This is a genomic window from uncultured Sphingomonas sp. (assembly GCF_964237155.1).
In the GTDB taxonomy this organism is placed as follows: Bacteria; Pseudomonadota; Alphaproteobacteria; order Sphingomonadales; family Sphingomonadaceae; genus Sphingomonas.
Genome location: NZ_CAXSHH010000001.1, coordinates 51,418 through 70,052 on the forward strand (window position 1 = coordinate 51,418; position 18,635 = coordinate 70,052).

An 18,635-nucleotide genomic window follows, 5' to 3' on the forward strand; every position below is an offset into this window, starting at 1 on the left:
GATCGGTCATCGGTTCACGAACTCCGAAAGGATGCGCGGATAAAGCCGGTGCTCGGCGATCAGCACGCGCGCGGCGAGCGTGTCGGGCGTGTCGCCGGGGAGGATCGGCACTTTCGCGCTGCCGAGCACCTCACCGCCGTCGAGCTCCTCCGTGACGATATGGACCGAGCAGCCGCCCACGGTATCGCCCGCCGCGATCGCGCGAGCATGGGTATCCAGGCCCTTGTATTTCGGCAGCAGCGAAGGGTGGATGTTGACGATCCGTCCGCGCCACGTGGCCACCAACGCGTCCGACAGCAGGCGCATATAGCCCGCCAACGCGATCACCTCGACGCCCGCCTCGCGTAATGCGCGGTCGAGCGCGGCTTCGTAGGCGAGCTTGCCAATCCCCTTCGGCGAAAGCGCGAAGGTCGACAGCTCGCGCTCCACCGCCCAGGCGAGTCCGGCGGCATCGGGCTTATCGGAGGCGACGAGCGCGACCTCGTAGCCCCGCGCCTGCTCCACAAGCGCCATCATGTTCGATCCCCGGCCGGACAGGAGAATGCCGACGCGCCTCACTTCTCCCCTCCCGCTTTGCGGGAGAGGAAATCACGCAACATGCGTCGCGGTCCAGTCGGCGCGGGCGCTCCATGTCTCGACCGATCCGCGCACGGTGCAGCCTCGCGCTCCGGCCTCGATGCGACCGATCGTGAACACCGTCTCGCCCGTGGCCTCCAGCGCCGCCGCGACGGACTTGGCCTCGTCGGCGCCGACGATCACCGCCATGCCGATCCCGCAGTTGAAGGTGAGCGCGAACTCCTCGGGCTCGATCGACCCCTGCGCTTGTAGAAACGCCATCAGCCGCGTCTGCGGCCAGGCGTCGGCATCGACCAGCGCATGTGTTCCCTCCGGCAGCACGCGGGGGATGTTCTCCAGCAATCCGCCGCCGGTGATGTGCGCCAAGCCCTTGATCCGACCCTTGCGCAAGAGGGGCAGCAGGCTTGCCACATAGATGCGCGTCGGCGCGAGCAGCGTGTCGATCAGCAGATGATCCTGGTCGACCGGCGACGGCCGCCCAAGCTTCCACGCCCGGTCGGCCGCGAGCCGCCGGACGAGCGAGTAGCCGTTCGAATGCACCCCCGACGAGGCGAGCCCGAGTATGACGTCGCCCGCTGCGATGTTCGAACCGGTTAACAACCGGTCGCGCTCTACCGCGCCGACGCAAAAGCCGGCCAGGTCGTAGTCGCCGTCGGCGTACATGCCGGGCATCTCCGCCGTCTCGCCGCCGATCAAGGCGCAACCGGCTTGCCGGCACCCCTCCGCGATCGACGCGACCACCTGCTCGGCGACCCCGGCGTCGAGCTTGCCGCAGGCGTAATAGTCCAGGAGGAACAGCGGCTCGGCGCCCTGGACGAGCAGGTCGTTGACGCACATCGCGACCAGATCGATCCCTATGCCAGCATGCCGGTCCCACTCGGTCGCAAGCTTCAGCTTGGTCCCGACACCGTCGTTCGCCGCGACGAGCAGCGGATCGACGAACCCCGCCGCCTTCAAGTCGAACAGCCCGCCGAAGCCGCCGAGCTCCGCCTCCGCGCCGGGCCGCCGTGTCGCTCTGGCGAGCGGCCCGATCGCGCGCACCAGCGCGTTGCCGGCCGTGATCGAGACGCCCGCATCGGCGTAGGTGTAGGGGCTGTTATGCCGATCGCTGCTCATGATCCGACCGCCTACCGAGAACACGCTTGGATTTCCACGCCCGCTTCGCCAAAAGGCGCGGCATCATGGATCAGCCCCGCTCGACAGCGTTCCGTCTCGCCGGGGCGGCCGCACTGCTCGCCGCCGCGGGGGCCGGGATGGCGCAGATCGAGGGCGGCGACCGCGGCGTGGCGCCGATCGACAGTTCGGGCGACTTCGAAGTGACCGGCATCGTCGTCGACGTGGCGGCGAAGACGCCCGACGCCGCGCGCTATGGCGGTTGGCGCGTCGCTCAGCGCAAGGCTTGGACCCAGCTCTCGAGCCGGCTCGGCGCGGGCGGGGCGGAGGTGTCCGACGGTACGCTCGACCAGCTGGTCTCCGCGATCGTCGTCGAGCGCGAGCAGATCGGCCCCACGCGCTACGTCGCGCGCCTGGGCGTGCTGTTCGATCGCGGCCGCGTCGGGTCGCTGCTCGGGATCGCCACCGGCGCGACGCGCTCGGCGCCGATGCTCGTCATCCCCGTCCAGTATTCGGGCGGCGTCGGCCAGGTATTCGAGGCGCGCACGCAGTGGCAACAGGCGTGGGCGCGATACCGGACGGGCAACAGCATCATCGATTATGTCCGTCCCGCCGGGACGGGCGCGGACCCGCTGGTGCTGAGCGCCGGCCAGGTCAGCCGGCCGGGGCGGCGCTGGTGGCGCGCGATCATCGATCAATACGGCGCGTCCGACGTCGTGATCCCGGTCGTACGCCTATATCGCCAATATCCCGGAGGCCCCATCGTCGGCGCGTTCCAGGCGCGCTGGGGCCCCGACAACCGATATCTGGGCAGCTTTTCGCTTCGGGTCGGCGGCGAGGCCGGGTTGCCCCAGCTCCTCGATGCGGGCGTTGCGCGCGTGGACCAGCTCTATCAGGGAGCGCTCAGGAGCGGGGTGCTCCGCGCCGATCCGACATTGCTACCGCCACCTAGCCCCACGCCGATTTCGACGCCGAACGCCGTGCTCGACACGGTAATCCGGTCGCTGCCCGCCGATGGCTCCTCGCTGGCCGGGGCGGCGATCGCGGTCAACGTGCAATTCGAGACGCCCGACGCGGCCGCGGTCGCCGCGACGGAGGCGGCGGTGCGCGGGCTGGTCGGCGTGCGCTCGGCGACGACGACCAGCCTGGCGCTGGGCGGCGTGTCGCTCATGCGCGTCTTCTACGACGGCGATCCGGCCGGGCTCGCCTCGTCGCTCGCGGCGCGGGGGTTCCAGATTTCGGGCGGCGGCCAGTCGCTCCGCATCGGGCGCGCCGCGCCCGCGCCGGCTCCCCCCCCGACCGCGCTGCCTCCCCCGGAATGAGCCAGCTCGCACTGCCGCTCGCCTGGCCGGTGGATCCTGGGAGCGATACTTACCTGATCGGCCCGTCCAACGAACGGGCGGTACGCCAGCTCGAACGGCCCGCCGAATGGCCCGTCCGCACCGCGCTCTTGGTCGGCCCGCGTAAGTCCGGTCGCAGCTTGCTGGCGCGCATCTTTGCGGGAAAAAACGGCGGGATCATCATCGATGACGCTGAACGCGTGGCCGAGCCGACGCTGTTCCACGCATGGAACAGCGCACAGGAGAGTGGAACGCCGCTGCTCCTCGTCGCCGAGCGGTATCCGTCCGCCTGGGGGTTAGCACTTCCGGACCTCCGCTCCCGCCTGGCCGCCAGCCCCGTTGCGGAGATCGGCGCGCCCGACGACGCGCTGTTCCGCGCGCTGCTCGAGCGGCAGCTCGCACATCGAGGGCTGGACGCGCGGCCCGATCTGGTCGACTGGCTCGCGCGCAGGATCGAGCGCAGCCATCTCGCCGCGTTGCGCGCCGTCGATGCGCTCGATGCGTACGCGATGGAACGCCGTCGCGGGCTGTCCATTCCTTTCGCACGTACTAGCTTGTTCGAGGCCGGGCTGCTGAGCCCGGTGGAGCCCGACCCGTCATGAACCGACCCGCGCACCTTAGCCGTCTTGCGGATGCCGACGACGATCCTTTCGCGGCGACGCCCACCGGCCGCTATTTCAACCGCGAGCTGTCCTGGCTCGCCTTTAATCGTCGCGTGCTCGAGGAGGCATGCAATCGCGCGCACCCGCTGCTCGAGCGCCTGCGCTTCCTGTCGATATCGGGCTCGAACCTCGACGAGTTCTTCATGGTCCGCGTGGCGGGGCTGAAAGGGCAACAGCTCCAGGATGTCGAACGGTTGTCCGCCGACGGCATGACGCCCGCGCAGCAACTGACCGCCGTCATCGCTGAGGCCGACGCGCTGATGGCCTCGCAGCAATCCGTTTGGCGCGATCTTCGCCGGGAGCTTGGCGAGGCTGACATCGACGTGCTCGGCAGCCGCGGGATCGACGACGAGGCCGCGGTCTGGCTCGAACAGCATTTCCTGCGCCAGATCTTCCCGATCCTGACGCCGCAGGCGCTCGATCCCGCGCATCCGTTCCCGTTCATGCCCAATCGCGGCTTGGCGCTGATGTTCGACCTTGTTCGCGACTCGGACGACGAACCCATTCGCGAACTCGTCATGCTTCCCGCGACGATGCCGCGCTTCGTCCGGCTGCCGGGCGAGTCCGCGCGCTACGTGGCCATCGAGTCGCTGGTGAAGCGTTTCTCCGCGCTGCTCTTTCCCGGCTACGCGGTGCGCGGCGCGGCCGAGTTCCGCGTGCTGCGCGATAGCGACATCGAAATCGAGGAGGAGGCGGAGGACCTCGTCCGCTATTTCGCCAACGCCATCAAGCGCCGCCGCCGCGGCCGCGTCATCCGGCTGGAACTGGAGACCGGCATGGCCGAAGAGCTCGCCTCCATCCTCAAGACCGAACTCGGCGGCGGCGGGACGATCATCACCGAATCGGGATCGTTCCTGGGACTGAACGATCTCGACGCGCTGGTCGAAGAGGATCGGCCCGACCTGAAATGGCCCGCATTCACCCCGCGCTTTCCCGAACGCATCCGCGAATTCTCCGGCGATTGCTTCGCGGCGATCCGGTCCAAGGACATACTGGTCCATCACCCCTACGAGACGTTCGAAGTGGTGATCGCCTTCCTCAAGCAAGCCGCCGCCGACCCGGATGTGGTCGCTATCAAGCAAACGCTCTATCGCGCGGGCAAGCAGTCGGCGATCATCAACGCCCTCATCGCCGCCGCCGAGGCCGGCAAGTCGGTGACCGCGATCGTCGAGTTGAAGGCTCGCTTCGACGAGGAGCAAAACCTCTATTGGGCGTCCGCGCTCGAACGCGCCGGCGTCCAGGTCGTGTACGGCTTCATCGATTGGAAGACGCACGCCAAGGTGTCGATGGTGGTCCGGCGAGAAGGCGGCGAGTTCCGCACCTACTGCCATTTCGGGACGGGCAACTACCACCCGGTCACCGCGCGCATCTACACCGACCTCAGCTTCTTCACCGCCGATCCGGACCTTGGGCAGGACGCGGCGCAGATGTTCAACTACATCACCGGTTACGTCGAGCCGCGCGCGCTCCACCGCCTCGCCCTCTCGCCGCGCGACCTGCGCCCGCGTCTTGTCGACCTGATCGACGCCGAGATCGCCCACGCTCGTGCCGGCCGTCCCGCGGGCATCTGGGTCAAGGTCAACTCGCTCGTCGATCCCGAACTGATTGAGAAATTGTATGAGGCGAGCGGGGCGGGCGTCGAGATCGACCTGGTCGTGCGCGGCATTTGCTGCCTGCGTCCGGGCGTACCGGGCATGTCGGACCGCATCTACGTCAAGTCGATCGTCGGCCGGTTCCTGGAGCATAGCCGCGTATGGGTCTTTGGCAGCGGCGAGGCGCTGCCGGGGGACAGCGCCAAGGTGTTCATCTCGTCGGCGGACTGGATGCCGCGTAATTTCGATCGCCGCGTCGAATACATGCTGCCGATCGTCAACGAGACCGTCCACGACCAGATCCTCGACCAGGTGATGGTCGCCAATCTCATTGACAACGAGCAAAGCTGGGTGCTCGGCCCGGAGGGCGACTATACCCGTGTCGAGAAGGGGGAGCGGCCGTTCAACCTCCACCGCTACTTCATGACCAACCCGTCATTGTCGGGACGCGGCGCGGCGCTCGGCGCGAGCGATGGGGTGCCCACGCTGTCGCTCCGGCGCAGGCGTTGAGCAGGATCGGGAACGGGACGACCCCGGCGAGCCGTGCGCCGTCCGCGATCGAGCCGCGCCCGCGGACCGCGATCATCGATATCGGCTCCAACTCGATCCGCCTCGTCGTCTATCAGGGTCCCGCGCGTCTTCCCGCCATCCTGTTCAACGAGAAGGTGATGGCGGGCCTGGGCCGCGGGTTCGCCGCCACCGGCGCCATCGAGCCAGCCGCGCTACGCAAGGCGCACACCGCATTGGCCCGCTTCGCCGCGATCGCGCGGGTGATGGAGGTCGAACGGCTCCGCACCGTCGCCACCGCCGCCGTCCGCGACGCGTCGAACGGCGGCGAGTTGATCGCCCAGGCCGAGCTGCTCGGCCTCCATGTCGAGATCCTGCCCGGCGAGCAGGAGGCATTGGCGGCGGGCGAGGGCGTGCTGTCGGGCATTCCGGACGCCGACGGCATCGTCGGGGACTTGGGCGGCGGCAGCCTGGAACTGGTCCGCGTCGGGCGCGGGCGGGTCGGCGAGCGCGTCTCGCTCCCGCTCGGCGTACTCCGCATCGCCAGGCTTCGCGAATGGGGCCCGGTAGCCTTCGAGCACAAGGTTGCCGCGATGGTCGAGGGCGCGGGCTGGGGCGGGAAAGGGCGCGATCTGCCCCTCTACCTCGTCGGCGGCTCGTGGCGCGCGCTGGCCAAATTCGATATGGCGCTGACCGAGTACCCGCTTCCGGTCATTCACCAATATGTCCTATCCGCAGCGCGCGTCGCCGAGTTGGAAGGCGTCATCGCGCCCCTGCCGCGTCCCCGGCTGCGCGAGATCGCCGGCGTCAACTCGACCCGCGCGGGCCTGCTCGGCGATGCCGCCGCGCTGCTCTCCGTGTTGCTGCGCGGGCTTGGCGCGACGACCACGATCGTCTCCTCATTCGGCCTGCGCGAGGGCCTCCTCCACGGCGCGCTCGATCCGGCGACGCGCGCGCAGGACCCGCTGATCGTCGGCGCTCGCGAGGAAGGTCGCCTGCTCGGCCGCTTTCCCGAGCATGGCGACCTCCTCGACCGCTGGATCGCGCCGCTGTTCGCCGCGACGCCCGGCGACGGAGCGCGCCTGCGTCACGCCGCGTGCTTGCTCGCCGACGTCGGCTGGCACGCCAATCCCGATTTCCGCGCGGAACGCGGGATCGAGACCGCGCTGCACGGCTCCTGGGTGGCGATCGACGGCGCGGGCCGCGCGATCCTCGCGCAATGCCTCGCCACCGCGCTCGCCGGCGGCGTTGCGACGCCCGAGCCGCTGGATCGCCTCGCGACCGCCCCCCGGCTCAGGGAGGCGATCGCCTGGGGCCTCGCGATCCGCCTCGGTCAACGCCTGAGCGGCGGCGTCGCGGGACCGCTGGACCGGTCGCGTCTGGTGGACGACGGCGCGGCGCTCACGCTCCACCTCGCTCCCGCCGACCGCGCGCTCTACGGCGAGGCGGTCGAGAAACGCCACGCCGCGCTCGCCGCGTTCCTCGATCGAGCGCCGCTGCTGGCGGTCTAGACCGCCTCCGCCCGCGTCATCTTCAGCTTGCCGTTCACCACCGCGAACGCCAACCGCCCCTCCACCAGATCGAGCGCGTCGCGCCCGAACTGGTCGAACCGCCACCCCTCCAGCATCGCCAGTCCGTCGCGTTGCCCCGCCGCCAACGCCTCCAGCTCGTCGCTCCGCGCCAGCAGCTTGGACGCGACGTCGATGTCGCGCGACCGGATCTTGAGCAGCAGCTTCAGCAGATCGGCGACGAGCGACCCCTCCTTGCCGAGTCCCGGCTTGCGGTCGTCGCGCGGCGGCATCTCCGCGTCGGGGAGCGGTCGCGCGCCCTCGATCGCCGCCATCAACCGCGCGCCGATATCGTTATGCGCCCAGGCCGGCGATAGCCCGCGCACCTTGGCCAGATCCGCCTGCCGCTTGGGCGCATGTCCCGCCAAGTCGGCCAGGGTCTCGTCCTTCACGATACGGCCGCGCGGCAGGTCCTTCCCCCGCGCCTCCAGCTCGCGGAACCGCGCGATCGCCTTCAACCGCCCCAGCACGTCCGCCTTGCGGCTGTTCACCCGCACCCGCTTCCAGGCGAGATCGGGATCGTTCTCATAGTGGGCCGGGTCCGCCAGCCGCTCCATCTCCTGATCGAGCCATCCGCCGCGCCCGGTCTTCCTGAGCCGTTCCAGCATCTTCGGGAATATGGCCGAAAGGTGCGTCACATCGCCGATCGCATAATCGACCTGCCTTTCGTCGAGCGGTCGCCGGGCCCAGTCGGTGAAGCGCGCGCCCTTGTCGATCTGCACGCCCAGCCAGCTATCGACCAGGTTGGAATATCCGATCTGCTCCCCCTGACCCAGCGCCATCGCCGCCACCTGCGTGTCGAACAGCGGATGCGGCGTCTTGCCCGTCAAATTATAGACGATCTCGATATCCTGCCCGCCCGCATGGAAGACCTTCAGCACGTCCTCGTTGTCGGTCATCAGATCGAGCAGCGGTTTCAGATCGATGCCGGGCGCCATCGGATCGACCGCCGCGGCCTCCTCCTCGTTGGCGACCTGGATCAGGCACAGTTCGGGCCAGAAGGTCGACTCGCGCATGAACTCGGTGTCGACGGTGACGAACGGCGACGCGGCGAGGCGGACGCAAAGGTTGGCGAGCGTCGCGCTGTCGGTGATGAGCGGGTGTACGTGCATCGGCCGTCACTAGCGCGGGTGCGCCGGGTTGACAAAGGAGGGTGGGACGGACGCCTGGCCTATCTTCCGTCACCCCGGGCTTGACCCGGGGTCCCGCTTTGTCCAGCCGCCGCGTCTACAGAAGCGGGACCCCGGCTCAAGGCCGGGGTGACGAGAAGAGAGAAGATACATGCACGCCTACCGCACCCACACTTGCGCCGCGCTCTCGACCAGCAACGTCAGCGAGACCGTTCGCCTGTCCGGGTGGGTCCACCGCAAGCGCGATCACGGCGGCGTGCTGTTCGTCGACCTGCGCGACCATTACGGCATCACCCAGATCGTCGCCGACGGCGACTCCCCCGCGCTCGCCGCGCTCGAGCAGGTGCGCGTCGAGTCCGTCCTCACGATCGACGGCGTCGTGAAGAGCCGCTCGGAGGCGACGGTCAACACCGCGCTCGCGACCGGCGCGATCGAGGTGTTCGCGCAAGGGGCAACCGTCCAGTCCGCCGCGCAGGAGCTGCCCATGCCCGTCGCGGGCGAGGCCGAATACCCCGAGGACATTCGCCTGCGCTATCGCTTCCTCGATCTCCGCCGCGAGCGCCTCCACGCCAACATCATGCTTCGCTCGCAGGTGATCGCCAGCATCCGCAACCGGATGATCGCCCAGGGTTTCACCGAGTTCCAGACGCCGATCCTGACCGCCTCCTCGCCGGAGGGCGCGCGCGATTATCTCGTCCCCAGCCGCGTCCATCCGGGCAAGTTCTATGCGCTCCCCCAGGCGCCACAGATGTTCAAGCAGTTGCTGATGGTGGCGGGTTTCGACCGGTACTTCCAGATCGCGCCGTGCTTCCGCGACGAGGACGCGCGGGCGGATCGATCGCCCGGCGAGTTCTACCAGCTCGATTTCGAAATGAGCTTTGTCACGCAGGAGGACGTGTTCCAGGCGATCGAACCCGTGCTCCACGGCCTGTTCGCCGAGTTCGCCGACTGGCAGGGCAGGGGGCGGCAGGTATCCGCACTCCCGTTCCCGCGCATCCCGTACCGTGAGTCGATGCTGAAATATGGCAACGACAAGCCCGACCTGCGCAACCCGCTCGTCATCACCGACGTGTCCGACCATTTCCGCGGCTCCGGCTTCGGCCGGTTCGCGACGATCGTCGAGGGCGGCGACGTGGTCCGCGCCATCCCCGCGCCGAATACGGCCGACCGGAGCCGCAAGTTCTTCGACGACATGAACGGGTGGGCGCAAGCCGAGGGCTTTGCGGGCCTCGGCTACGCGACGCGCAAAGGCGGCGAGTGGGGCGGCCCGATCGCCAAGAACCACGGCGAGGAGGGCATGGCCAGGATCGCCGAGGCGATCGGGCTCGGGCCCGACGATGGCGTGTTCTTCGCGGCGGGCAAGAAGGCGCATGCGGCCAAGCTCGCCGGTCTGGCGCGTACCCGGGTGGGCGAGCAGCTCAACCTGATCGACCCGAACCGCTTCGAGTTCTGCTGGATCGTCGACTTTCCGATGTTCGAATGGGATGAGGATACCAAGAAGGTGGATTTTAGCCACAATCCCTTCTCGATGCCGCAGGGCGAGTTGGAGGCGCTTGAGACGAAGGACCCGCTCGACATCCTCGCTTACCAGTACGACATCGTCTGCAACGGCGTCGAGCTGTCGTCCGGCGCGATCCGGAACCACCGGCCCGAGATCATGTACAAGGCGTTCGAGATCGCGGGCTACAGTCAGGCCGACGTCGACCGCGGTTTCGCGGGCATGATCAACGCGTTCAAGTTCGGCGCCCCCCCGCACGGCGGCTCCGCGCCCGGCATCGACCGGATAGTGATGCTGCTGGCGGGCGAGCCCAACATCCGCGAGGTCGTGCTGTTTCCGATGAACCAGCGCGCCGAGGATCTGATGATGGGCGCGCCGGGGCCGGTCTCGGCGATGCAGCTGCGCGAACTGAACCTGCGGAGCACGGCGGAGTGACTTTCTAAAGCCCCTCCTCTTCAGAGGAGGGGTTGGGGGAGGAGCAGGCTGGTTGTGAGTGGGGTCAGCCGGTACCTACTCGGTGAGGGCGTTCTCCTCCCCAAACCCCTCCTCTAAAGAGGAGGGGCTTTTATCGCCCACCACACTTCGAACCGCGCCCGCTCGGCCGGCGTCAGATGCAGCCCCAGTTTGCTCCGTCGCGCCAGCACGTCCTCCGGCGTCCGCGCCCATTCCCGCTCCCGCATCCAGCGCGCCTCCACTTCGGTCAGCCCCGCGCCAAACGCCTCGCCCATGCCCGCCTCGTCTCCGACCCCGGCGAGCAGATCGCGGAGCATCGACCCGTAGGCCCGCGTCATCCGTTCCGACCGCGCGTCGCCCAGGAACGGCCAGCGGGTCCGCACCTCGGCTAGGTACTCGTCGAACGGTCCGATATCGCCGCCGGGAAACTTCCGCTCACGCGTGACTCGTGCCGCCTTGCGCCCCAGCGCGGGCGCGAGCTTGCCGATCGCCTCCTCGCCCAAGTGACGCGCGGTGGTGATCTTGCCGCCGAACACCGACAGCAGCGCCGGGCCGGTCTGGTCGAGCTCCAGCACGTAATCGCGCGTCACCTCGCGCGCCTCGCTCGCCCCGTCGTCGTACAAGGGCCGCACCCCCGACCAGGTGCTCGTCACGTCGGCGGGCGTGACTTGCCGTGTGAAATGCGCGTTCGCGGCCTCGCACAGATAGGCGATCTCCCCGTCGTCGATCACCGCGTCCTCGGGTCGCTCGACGGGCACGTCGGTGGTGCCGATCTCCGTCCCGCCCTCATACGGGATGGCGAAAACGATCCGGCGGTCAGGCTGTTGGAGGATGTAGGCGTGATCGCCCTCATACAGCCGCGGCACGACGATGTGGCTGCCCTTGACCAACCGGACGCCTGCGCCGGCGTTGACGCTCAGCCGCCCCAGCAGCTCCGCCACCCACGGCCCCGCCGCGTTGACCAGCGCCCGCGCGCGCACCTCGCGCCCGTCCGATAGCCGCGCCGCCCACACGCCGTCCTCGCGCCGGGCGCTGTCCAGCGCGGTGCGGGTCAGCACCTCCGCGCCGTCCGCGGCCGCGTCGACCGCGTTCAGCAGCGTCAACCGCGCGTCGTCGACATACGCGTCCGAATAGACGAACCCCCGCCGCCCGTCCTTCAGCGGCGCGGTATAGGCCGTGTCGGTGCGCTTGAGTCCGCGCGACCGCGCCAGCGTCGATCGCCCGCCCAGCCGGTCGTACAGCAGCAGCCCGGCGCGCACCAACCACCAGGGCCGGACCGCGTTCGCATGCGGCAGCACGAAGCGCATCGGCCGGATCAGGTGCGGGCCCGCCTTCACCAGCCGCTCGCGCTCGCCCAGCGCATGCGCGACGAGGCGGAAGTCGTAATATTCAAGGTAGCGCAGCCCGCCATGGATCAGCTTGGTCGAGGCCGATGAGGTGTGCTGCGCCAGATCGTCGCGCTCGACCAGCAGCACCGACCAGCCGTTCAACGCCGCCTCGCGCGCGATCGCGCAGCCGTTGATCCCGCCGCCGACGATGAGGAGGTCGTAGGTTTGCGCCACGCCCTCCACCTACCTGCTGTTTCTTCTTCCGTCATGCCGGACTTGATCCGGCATCCCGCTTCTTCGGGCCGAGAAGCGGGACCCCGGCTCAAGGCCGGGGTGACGGGGGGAGTGCTTGCACCTATCTTCAACCGATGCCCAGAAACGTGACACCTGGCCTTCCCACGCGCCAGCAAGTGCTCGACTTCATCGCCTCCACCGACGAGCCCGCGGGCAAGCGCGAGATCGCGCGCGCCTTCGGCCTCTCCGCGCAGGACAAGATCGTGCTCAAGGCGTTGCTTCACGACATGGCCGACGAGGGACTGATCGACTCCGCCCCCGGCCGCGCGTTCCACAAGATGGGTGGGCTGCCCAAGGTCACCGTGCTCCGCGTCGCCGATGTCGACGATGGCGGCAATGTCTGGGCGGTCCCCGAACATTGGGAGGCGGAAACCCCGCCGCCGCGCCTGCGCGTCCGCGAGCGCAAGCGAGGCCAGCTCGGCATCGGCGAGCGCGTCCTCGCCCGGACGGAGGAGGCGGGCTCGGGCTGGATCGCGCATCCCCTGAAGACGCTCGCCAAAGCGTCCGAACAGGTGCTCGGCGTCCTGCGTGCCGACGGCGACCGCTTCTGGCTCACCGGTGTCGAGAAGAAGGAACGACGCGAGTTCGCAGTGTCCGACACCGGCGGCGCGGCGGCGGGCGACCTGGTGCTCGCCGAGAAGACCGGTCGTTCACCGCGCATCACCGTGCGCGTGACCGAGCGATTGGGCGATCCTTTCGCCCCACGCTCTTTCTCGCTGATCGCGATCCACAAGCACGGCATCCCCGATCATTTCGCAGACGAAACGATCGCCGAGGCTGAGGAGGCGGCGACCCTCGACATAGGTCAGGATCGTCAGGATCTCCGCCACCTGCCCATCGTCGCGATCGACCCCGTCGACGCCCGCGACCACGACGACGCGGTCTGGGCCACGCCTGACGACGACCCGGCCAACGCGGGCGGCTGGAAGGCGATCGTCGCCATCGCCGACGTGTCCTTCTACGTCCGCCCCGGCTCCGAGATCGACCGCGAGGCGCGCCGGCGCGGCAACTCGGTCTATTTCCCCGACCGGGTCGTGCCGATGCTGCCCGAGATCCTGTCGGCGCATGTCTGCTCGCTCGTCGAGGGCGAAGACCGGGCCGCGCTCGCCTGCCACCTGCAGGTGACGCCGAGCGGCACCCTGAAGTCATGGCGCTTCACCCGCGCCGTGCTCCGCATCGCCGCGAACCTTGCCTATGAGGAGGCGCAGGCCGCGATCGACGGCGAGCTCGTCCATCCGCTGACCGACACCGCGCTCCGTCCGCTGTGGGACTGCTGGCGTGCCCTGCTCGCCGCGCGCGAGAAGCGCGAGCCGCTCGATCTAGACCTGCCCGAACGTCGCGTGGTGTTAGACGAGAAGGGCCGGATCATGTCGGTCGCGCCGCGCGAGCGGCTCGACGCGCACCGGCTGATCGAGGATTACATGATCGCCGCCAACGTCGCCGCCGCCAAGGCGCTGGAGGCGAAGAAGTCGCCCGTCATGTACCGCGACCACGAACAGCCCAGCCGCGAGAAGCTGGTCGCGCTCAAGGACTATCTGGAGACGTTCGACATCCCCTTCACGCTGGGCCAGGTCGTCCTGCCCAAGACGTTCAATCGCATCCTGGACAAGGTGGGCGAGTCCGAGTTCCGCCCCCAGGTCATGGAACAGATCCTGCGCACGCAGACGCAGGCCTATTACGGCCCGGCCAACACGGGCCATTTCGGGCTGTCGCTGGGCAGCTACGCCCACTTTACCTCGCCCATCCGGCGCTATGCCGACCTGCTCGTCCACCGCTCGCTGGTGCGGGCATACAATCTCGGCGACGGCGCGTTGACCACCGGCGAGGCGGATGGGATGGAGCGGATCGGTCAGTCGATCAGCGGTTTCGAGCGCCGCGCGATGGAAGCCGAGCGTGACACGATCGACCGCTACGTCGCCGCGTTCCTGTCGGAGCGCGTCGGTCAGACCGTCGAGGCGCGGATCACCGGCGTGCAGAATTACGGCTTCTTCGCCACGGTCGAGGGCGTCGGTGGCGACGGACTAATGCCCGTGCGCGATCTGGGCGGTGAGTACTTCCGCTTCGACGAGGCCGCGCGGACGCTGACCGGCGAGACGAGCGGCGAGCTCTACACGCTTGGCCAACGGCTGGAGCTGCGCTTGGCGGAGGCGAACTCCATTTCGGGGGCGCTCCGCTTCGAATTGCCGACCGGCAAGGGAGCGGCGGCTCCGTCGGAAGCCGATCGCAGACGTGGCGGACCGCGCGTGCTCAAGCGGCGTGGACGTCCCGCCAACATCCGCCACCAGGGCGGGCGTCGGTGAGCAGGCTGGTTCGACCGGACGCATGATCGTCCGCGCGGCGGTCGGGTCGCCGCAGCCATCTCGCCCGCGATCCTGTAGCGGCCGTCCCCGTCGAGCGTGGTGCACCACCGTTCCATGTGATTTCATCAAGGAGGAGCTAGCCATGGCCGGACAGATCATCCCCGTCCTAATCGCCCGCGCCCGCCATCGAATGGTCGCTGATCTGAAGAGTCGGGGCGCGACCTCGCCTGACCGGGCCGTCGCGTACGATCCCGACGACCACTCGATCAACCGGCGGGTCTTTGCGCGGATGCGCGATGACGGCGTAGTGGTCGAGACCGCGCCGGGCCGCTATCATCTGAACGAGGCAGGGCTGGACGCCTTTCATGCGTCGCGCCGACGTCGGGGGGCCTTGATCGCGGGCGTCGCCGCCGTCATCGCGGGCCTGATCGCGGCCGGGGGCTGATCAACCGACCGTGAAGGTCAGCCCCGCCTTGGCCTGAAGCCGGTCGCGCAGCTCGGGGCTCATCAGCGCGCCCTGCGTCCACACGCCACCCTCACCCTCGACGTCCTGGACGAGGCACAAAGCCGCCTCCGCGATCATCTTGGAAGTCGAGCCATAGCCGGGGTCGCGGTCGCCCGTGACCACCGCGTCGACGCGCGTGCCGTCGGGCATCAGGCCCGCGAACAGCAGGTCGTAATGGCCGGCGTCGCGCTCCGCCTTGGACGGACCCTCGCCGGGCTTGGGGCCTTTGTCGCCCGCGAACGGGTTGAGCTTGGCGATCGCCTCGGCCGCGGCCTTGCCCATGTCACCGAGTCCGGCGATCATCATCTCGTCATAGGGGAAATCCGCGCCGTAGCGGTGGCCGAGCAGGAACTTGGTGCGGTGGATATGACGGTCGTCCGCTCGATCGTCGCGCGGATCGAGGCGGGGTCGTCCGCGTCGGCGACGACGAGCGGCGTGTCGCCGGGCGCGCCGATCAGGTCCGGCGCCTCTTCCAGCTTGGCCAGCGAGCGCCCCGCCATGGCCCAGCGTGGGCGCTCTGGGCCGGCGTAGGTCCGAGCCAGATAGTCCGCGACGAGCCGCCCGGTGAAGCCGGTCGCGCCGTACACGATGACGTCGAAATCCTTCATGTTCTGCTCCCGCGTGCGGGAGGGGGAATAGATCAGGCCGCCTCGCTGAATTGCAGGTTGGCCAGCCGCGCATATAGCGCCGGGCGCGCCATGAGCTGGGCGTGGCTGCCCTCCTCGACGATGCGGCCCTCGTTCATCACCACGATGCGTTCGGCGGCGCGCACGGTCGCGAGACGGTGGGCGATGACGAGCGTGGTGCGGTTCGCCATCAGCCGTTCCAGCGCCTGCTGGACCAGCTGCTCCGACTCGGCGTCGAGCGCGCTGGTCGCCTCGTCGAGGAGGAGGATGGGGGCGTCGCGGAGCAGCGCGCGGGCGATCGTCACGCGCTGGCGCTGGCCACCCGACAAGCGAGCGCCGCCCTCGCCCAGGAAGGTATCGAGTCGGTCGGGTAGCGCGCGGAGGAACTCGGCGGCGTTGGCGGCCTCGGCGGCGGCCCACAGCTCGTCGTCGCCCGCGTCCCAGCGTCCGTAGCGGAGGTTGTCGCGCGCCGACGCGCCGAAGATCACGGTCTCCTGCGGGACCATGGCGATGCGCGCGCGGACATCGGCGGGATCGGCGTCGGTCAACGGCACGCCGTCGATCAGCACGCGGCCGGCGTCGGGATCGTAGAAGCGCTGGGCGAGCTGGAACAAGGTCGTCTTGCCCGCGCCAGAGGGGCCGACGACGGCCACGGTCTCGCCCGGCTTCACGTCGAGAGTGAAGCCGTTGAGCGCCGCCGTCTCGCGCCTGGTCGGATAGTGGAAATGGACCGCATCGAACCGCAGCGCGCCGCGGGCGGGCTCGGGCAGCGTGATCGGCCGCGCGGGCGGCGCGATCTCGGGTTGTTCGGCGAGCAGTTCGGCGAGGCGCGCGGCCGCGCCGCTCGCGCGCAGCAGGTCGCCCCAGACCTCGGTCAGCGCGCCGAACGAGCCGGTGACGATCCCGGCGGTGAGCACAAAGGCGGTGAGCGAACCGCCGGAGAAGCGGCCGGTCGCGACGTCCTGGACGGCGATCCACATGATCCAGACGACGCCGCCGAACAGCAGCCCGATCGCGATCGCGGTCATCACCGCGCGAAGCAGGAACCGGCGCCGGGCGCTGGCGAAGCCGCGGCCGACCGCCTCCTCGAACCGGTCGGCCTCGCGCCGTTCCTGGCCGAACGCCTGGACGATCTTCATCGCGCCGAGCGTCTCGACCGCCATCGACCCGATATCGGCGAGCCGGTCCTGGCTGTCCTTGGAATAATCGCGGACGCGGCGGCCCAGCACGACGATAGGCAGGATCAGCACCGGGATGCCGAGCAGGAGCGCGCCCGCGAGCTTGGGCGCGAGCGCGAACAGGTAGATCACGCCGCCGACGCCGATCACGAGGTTGCGGAGCGCGATGGAGACGGTCGAGCCGACCACCTGCTCAATGATCGCCGTGTCCGCGGTCAGGCGGCTGGCGATCTCCGACGGGCGGTTCTCCTCGAAATAGCGCGGGGCGAGGCGGAGCAGGTTGCGGTGCACGTCGGCGCGGATATCGGCGACGGTGCGCTCGCCGAGCCAGGACACGAAATAGAAGCGGACCGCCGTCGCCAGCGCGAGCACCACGACGACGCCGATCAGTCCCTCGAAGTACGGCGCGATGCGCTCCGGGTCGGCGCCGGCGGCGAAGCCGTTATCGACGACTTGCTTGAAGGTGTAGGGGATGAACAGCGTCGCCCCTGCGGCGATCGCGAGCGCGACGAGCGCGGCGGCGATTTGGAGCGGGTAGCGCGTGGCGTAGCGCCAGACCGTGGCGAGGTTGCCCAGCCGACGGCGGGGTTCGCGTGGCGTGCTGGCTTTTTCCGACATGCCCCGCGCCTAGCAGGGTGAGCAGGAGGGCTCAACGCCGCGCCGGCTCCGCCCATTGCCCGGCGCGACATTTGCGTTACCGGTTCCGCAACCCATCTTGGGCCAAAGGATCATGGATGCTTTACAACGCATACGAGATGCAGCGTTCGCTGATGACCACCGCCGGGATGATGGCGGGCTGGGGCGCGGAGATGTGGCGTCATCCCGCCTATCTGGGCGGCGGTGACGTGCTGGCTTCGGCGCTGGAAGTGTTCGCGCACACGGCGGAGCCGCGCGGCAAGCCCGAATTTGGGCTGGATCGTATCACGGTCGACGGACGCGAGGTGGCGGTAACCGAGGAGATCGTACTCCGCAAGCCGTTTGGTCAGCTGAAGCGGTTTCGCCGTGAGGGCGTGGAGGGGGCGCCCAAGCTGTTGATCGTCGCGCCGATGTCGGGCCATTATGCGACCCTGCTTCGCGGCACCGTGGCGCGCATGCTCCAGAGCGCGGACGTGTACGTCACGGATTGGCGCGACGCGAAGCTCGTACCCTTGACGGATGGCCGTTTCGACCTCGACGACTATATCGATTACTTGATCGAGTTCATGGGGGCGATTGGGCCGGGCGCGCACATGCTCGCCGTCTGCCAGCCGTCCGTCCCCTGCCTCGCGGCTGCGGCGCTGATGAGCGCCGACGCGCATCCGTGTCGGCCGAGGACGTTGACGATGATGGGCGGGCCGATCGACACGCGCGAGGCTCCGACGTCCGTCAACACGCTCGCCACGGAGCGTCCGCACGCTTGGTTCGAGCAGAACGTGATCGCGACCGTGCCGTCCGGTCATCCGGGCGCGGGACGACGCGTCTATCCGGGCTTCCTGCAACTCGCCGGGTTCATGTCGATGAATCTTGGGGATCACATGCTGAGCCATTTCGAAATGTATAAGCACTTGGTCCGCGGCGATGGTGAGAGCGCGGACGCGAGCAAGGCGTTCTACGACGAGTACCGCTCGGTATGCGACATGACCGCCGAGTTCTACCTTCAGACGATCGATGTGGTGTTCCAGTCCCACGCGCTGCCAAAAGGTGAGATGATGCATCGCGGCCGGCCGGTAAATGTCGGCGCCATCACCGACGTGGCGCTACTGGCGATCGAGGGTGAGCGCGACGACATTTCCGGGTTGGGACAGACCAAATCGGCGCTGACGCTGGCGACGAGCCTGTCGGATGATCGCAAGCGTTATCTGATGGCGGAGGGCGCCGGTCACTATGGGATCTTCAACGGTTCACGCTGGCGCGACAAGATCGCGCCGGTAGTCGAGGATTGGATGAAGATACACGGTTGATCGATCGAGGGGCGGCCCCGGCCGC

Annotated in this window: 13 protein-coding genes and 1 pseudogene; 8 read left to right on the top strand and 6 right to left on the bottom strand. The window is 68.9% G+C overall.

Going from position 1 to position 18,635, the window contains the following annotated elements:
- Positions 1-6: 6 nt before the first annotated feature.
- The gene (gene purN / locus ACFE71_RS00270; protein ID WP_375426813.1) at positions 7-558 is read right to left on the bottom strand and encodes a phosphoribosylglycinamide formyltransferase; all 552 of its coding nucleotides are present in this window, start codon (positions 556-558) and stop codon (positions 7-9) included.
- A 30-nt stretch (positions 559-588) separates the two neighbouring features.
- On the bottom strand, positions 589-1,692 hold the full coding sequence (purM, locus tag ACFE71_RS00275) for a phosphoribosylformylglycinamidine cyclo-ligase (protein ID WP_375426814.1): 1,104 nt from the start codon (positions 1,690-1,692) through the stop codon (positions 589-591).
- Positions 1,693-1,757: 65 nt separating this feature from the next.
- Here purM and ACFE71_RS00280 point away from each other — a divergent pair, with 65 nt between their 5' ends.
- The 4 genes from ACFE71_RS00280 to ACFE71_RS00295 are packed head-to-tail and all read left to right on the top strand — an operon-like array spanning position 1,758 to position 7,301.
- On the top strand, positions 1,758-3,011 hold the full coding sequence (locus ACFE71_RS00280; protein WP_375426815.1) for a heavy-metal-associated domain-containing protein: 1,254 nt from the start codon (positions 1,758-1,760) through the stop codon (positions 3,009-3,011).
- Positions 3,008-3,631: a chromosomal replication initiator DnaA gene (locus ACFE71_RS00285; protein WP_375426816.1), complete on the top strand. Its 624-nt coding sequence runs from the start codon at positions 3,008-3,010 to the stop codon at positions 3,629-3,631. The genes ACFE71_RS00280 and ACFE71_RS00285 overlap by 4 nt, the downstream gene beginning before the upstream one ends.
- Positions 3,628-5,793 (top strand): RNA degradosome polyphosphate kinase, encoded by a 2,166-nt coding sequence (locus tag ACFE71_RS00290; protein ID WP_375426817.1) that lies wholly within the window; start codon positions 3,628-3,630, stop codon positions 5,791-5,793. The genes ACFE71_RS00285 and ACFE71_RS00290 overlap by 4 nt, the downstream gene beginning before the upstream one ends.
- Positions 5,794-5,798: 5 nt before the next feature.
- Complete coding sequence (locus ACFE71_RS00295) at positions 5,799-7,301, top strand: Ppx/GppA family phosphatase (protein ID WP_375426890.1); 1,503 nt, start codon at positions 5,799-5,801, stop codon at positions 7,299-7,301.
- Here ACFE71_RS00295 and rnd read toward each other — a convergent pair.
- Entirely contained in the window at positions 7,298-8,470 is a 1,173-nt protein-coding gene (rnd, locus tag ACFE71_RS00300) for a ribonuclease D (protein ID WP_375426818.1), read from the bottom strand. The two genes, ACFE71_RS00295 and rnd, sit on opposite strands and share 4 nt — an antisense overlap.
- A gap of 169 nt (positions 8,471-8,639) precedes the next feature.
- Here rnd and aspS point away from each other — a divergent pair, with 169 nt between their 5' ends.
- The gene (aspS, locus tag ACFE71_RS00305) at positions 8,640-10,421 is read left to right on the top strand and encodes an aspartate--tRNA ligase (RefSeq protein WP_375426819.1); all 1,782 of its coding nucleotides are present in this window, start codon (positions 8,640-8,642) and stop codon (positions 10,419-10,421) included.
- Between the two features lie 113 nt (positions 10,422-10,534).
- On the opposite strand, the gene glpD is transcribed toward aspS, so the two are convergent.
- Positions 10,535-12,001 carry a glycerol-3-phosphate dehydrogenase gene (gene glpD / locus ACFE71_RS00310; RefSeq protein ID WP_375426820.1) on the bottom strand — a complete coding sequence of 489 codons (1,467 nt, stop codon included), beginning with the start codon at positions 11,999-12,001 and terminating at the stop codon, positions 10,535-10,537.
- 134 nt (positions 12,002-12,135) lie between these two features.
- Here glpD and ACFE71_RS00315 point away from each other — a divergent pair, with 134 nt between their 5' ends.
- On the top strand, positions 12,136-14,361 hold the full coding sequence (locus ACFE71_RS00315) for a ribonuclease R family protein (protein WP_375426821.1): 2,226 nt from the start codon (positions 12,136-12,138) through the stop codon (positions 14,359-14,361).
- A 142-nt stretch (positions 14,362-14,503) separates the two neighbouring features.
- Entirely contained in the window at positions 14,504-14,806 is a 303-nt protein-coding gene (locus ACFE71_RS00320; RefSeq protein ID WP_375426822.1) for a hypothetical protein, read from the top strand.
- Here ACFE71_RS00320 and ACFE71_RS00325 read toward each other — a convergent pair.
- A pseudogene (locus tag ACFE71_RS00325) lies at positions 14,807-15,474 on the bottom strand (hypothetical protein).
- A 32-nt stretch (positions 15,475-15,506) separates the two neighbouring features.
- On the bottom strand, positions 15,507-17,288 hold the full coding sequence (locus ACFE71_RS00330) for an ABC transporter transmembrane domain-containing protein (RefSeq protein ID WP_375426823.1): 1,782 nt from the start codon (positions 17,286-17,288) through the stop codon (positions 15,507-15,509).
- Between the two features lie 116 nt (positions 17,289-17,404).
- Between ACFE71_RS00330 and ACFE71_RS00335 the strand changes: the two genes are divergently transcribed.
- Positions 17,405-18,610, top strand: coding sequence for a polyhydroxyalkanoate depolymerase (locus ACFE71_RS00335; RefSeq protein ID WP_375426824.1), 1,206 nt, complete (start codon positions 17,405-17,407; stop codon positions 18,608-18,610).
- Positions 18,611-18,635: the final 25 nt, after the last annotated feature.

Coding starts and splice junctions, on each gene's coding strand:
- purM (WP_375426814.1), bottom strand. CDS start 1,692: ATGAGCAGCGATCGGCATAACAGCCCCTACACCTACGCCGATGCGGGC.
- ACFE71_RS00280 (WP_375426815.1), top strand. CDS start 1,758: ATGGATCAGCCCCGCTCGACAGCGTTCCGTCTCGCCGGGGCGGCCGCA.
- ACFE71_RS00285 (WP_375426816.1), top strand. CDS start 3,008: ATGAGCCAGCTCGCACTGCCGCTCGCCTGGCCGGTGGATCCTGGGAGC.
- ACFE71_RS00290 (WP_375426817.1), top strand. CDS start 3,628: ATGAACCGACCCGCGCACCTTAGCCGTCTTGCGGATGCCGACGACGAT.
- rnd (WP_375426818.1), bottom strand. CDS start 8,470: ATGCACGTACACCCGCTCATCACCGACAGCGCGACGCTCGCCAACCTT.
- aspS (WP_375426819.1), top strand. CDS start 8,640: ATGCACGCCTACCGCACCCACACTTGCGCCGCGCTCTCGACCAGCAAC.
- ACFE71_RS00315 (WP_375426821.1), top strand. CDS start 12,136: ATGCCCAGAAACGTGACACCTGGCCTTCCCACGCGCCAGCAAGTGCTC.
- ACFE71_RS00320 (WP_375426822.1), top strand. CDS start 14,504: ATGGCCGGACAGATCATCCCCGTCCTAATCGCCCGCGCCCGCCATCGA.
- ACFE71_RS00330 (WP_375426823.1), bottom strand. CDS start 17,288: ATGTCGGAAAAAGCCAGCACGCCACGCGAACCCCGCCGTCGGCTGGGC.
- ACFE71_RS00335 (WP_375426824.1), top strand. CDS start 17,405: ATGCTTTACAACGCATACGAGATGCAGCGTTCGCTGATGACCACCGCC.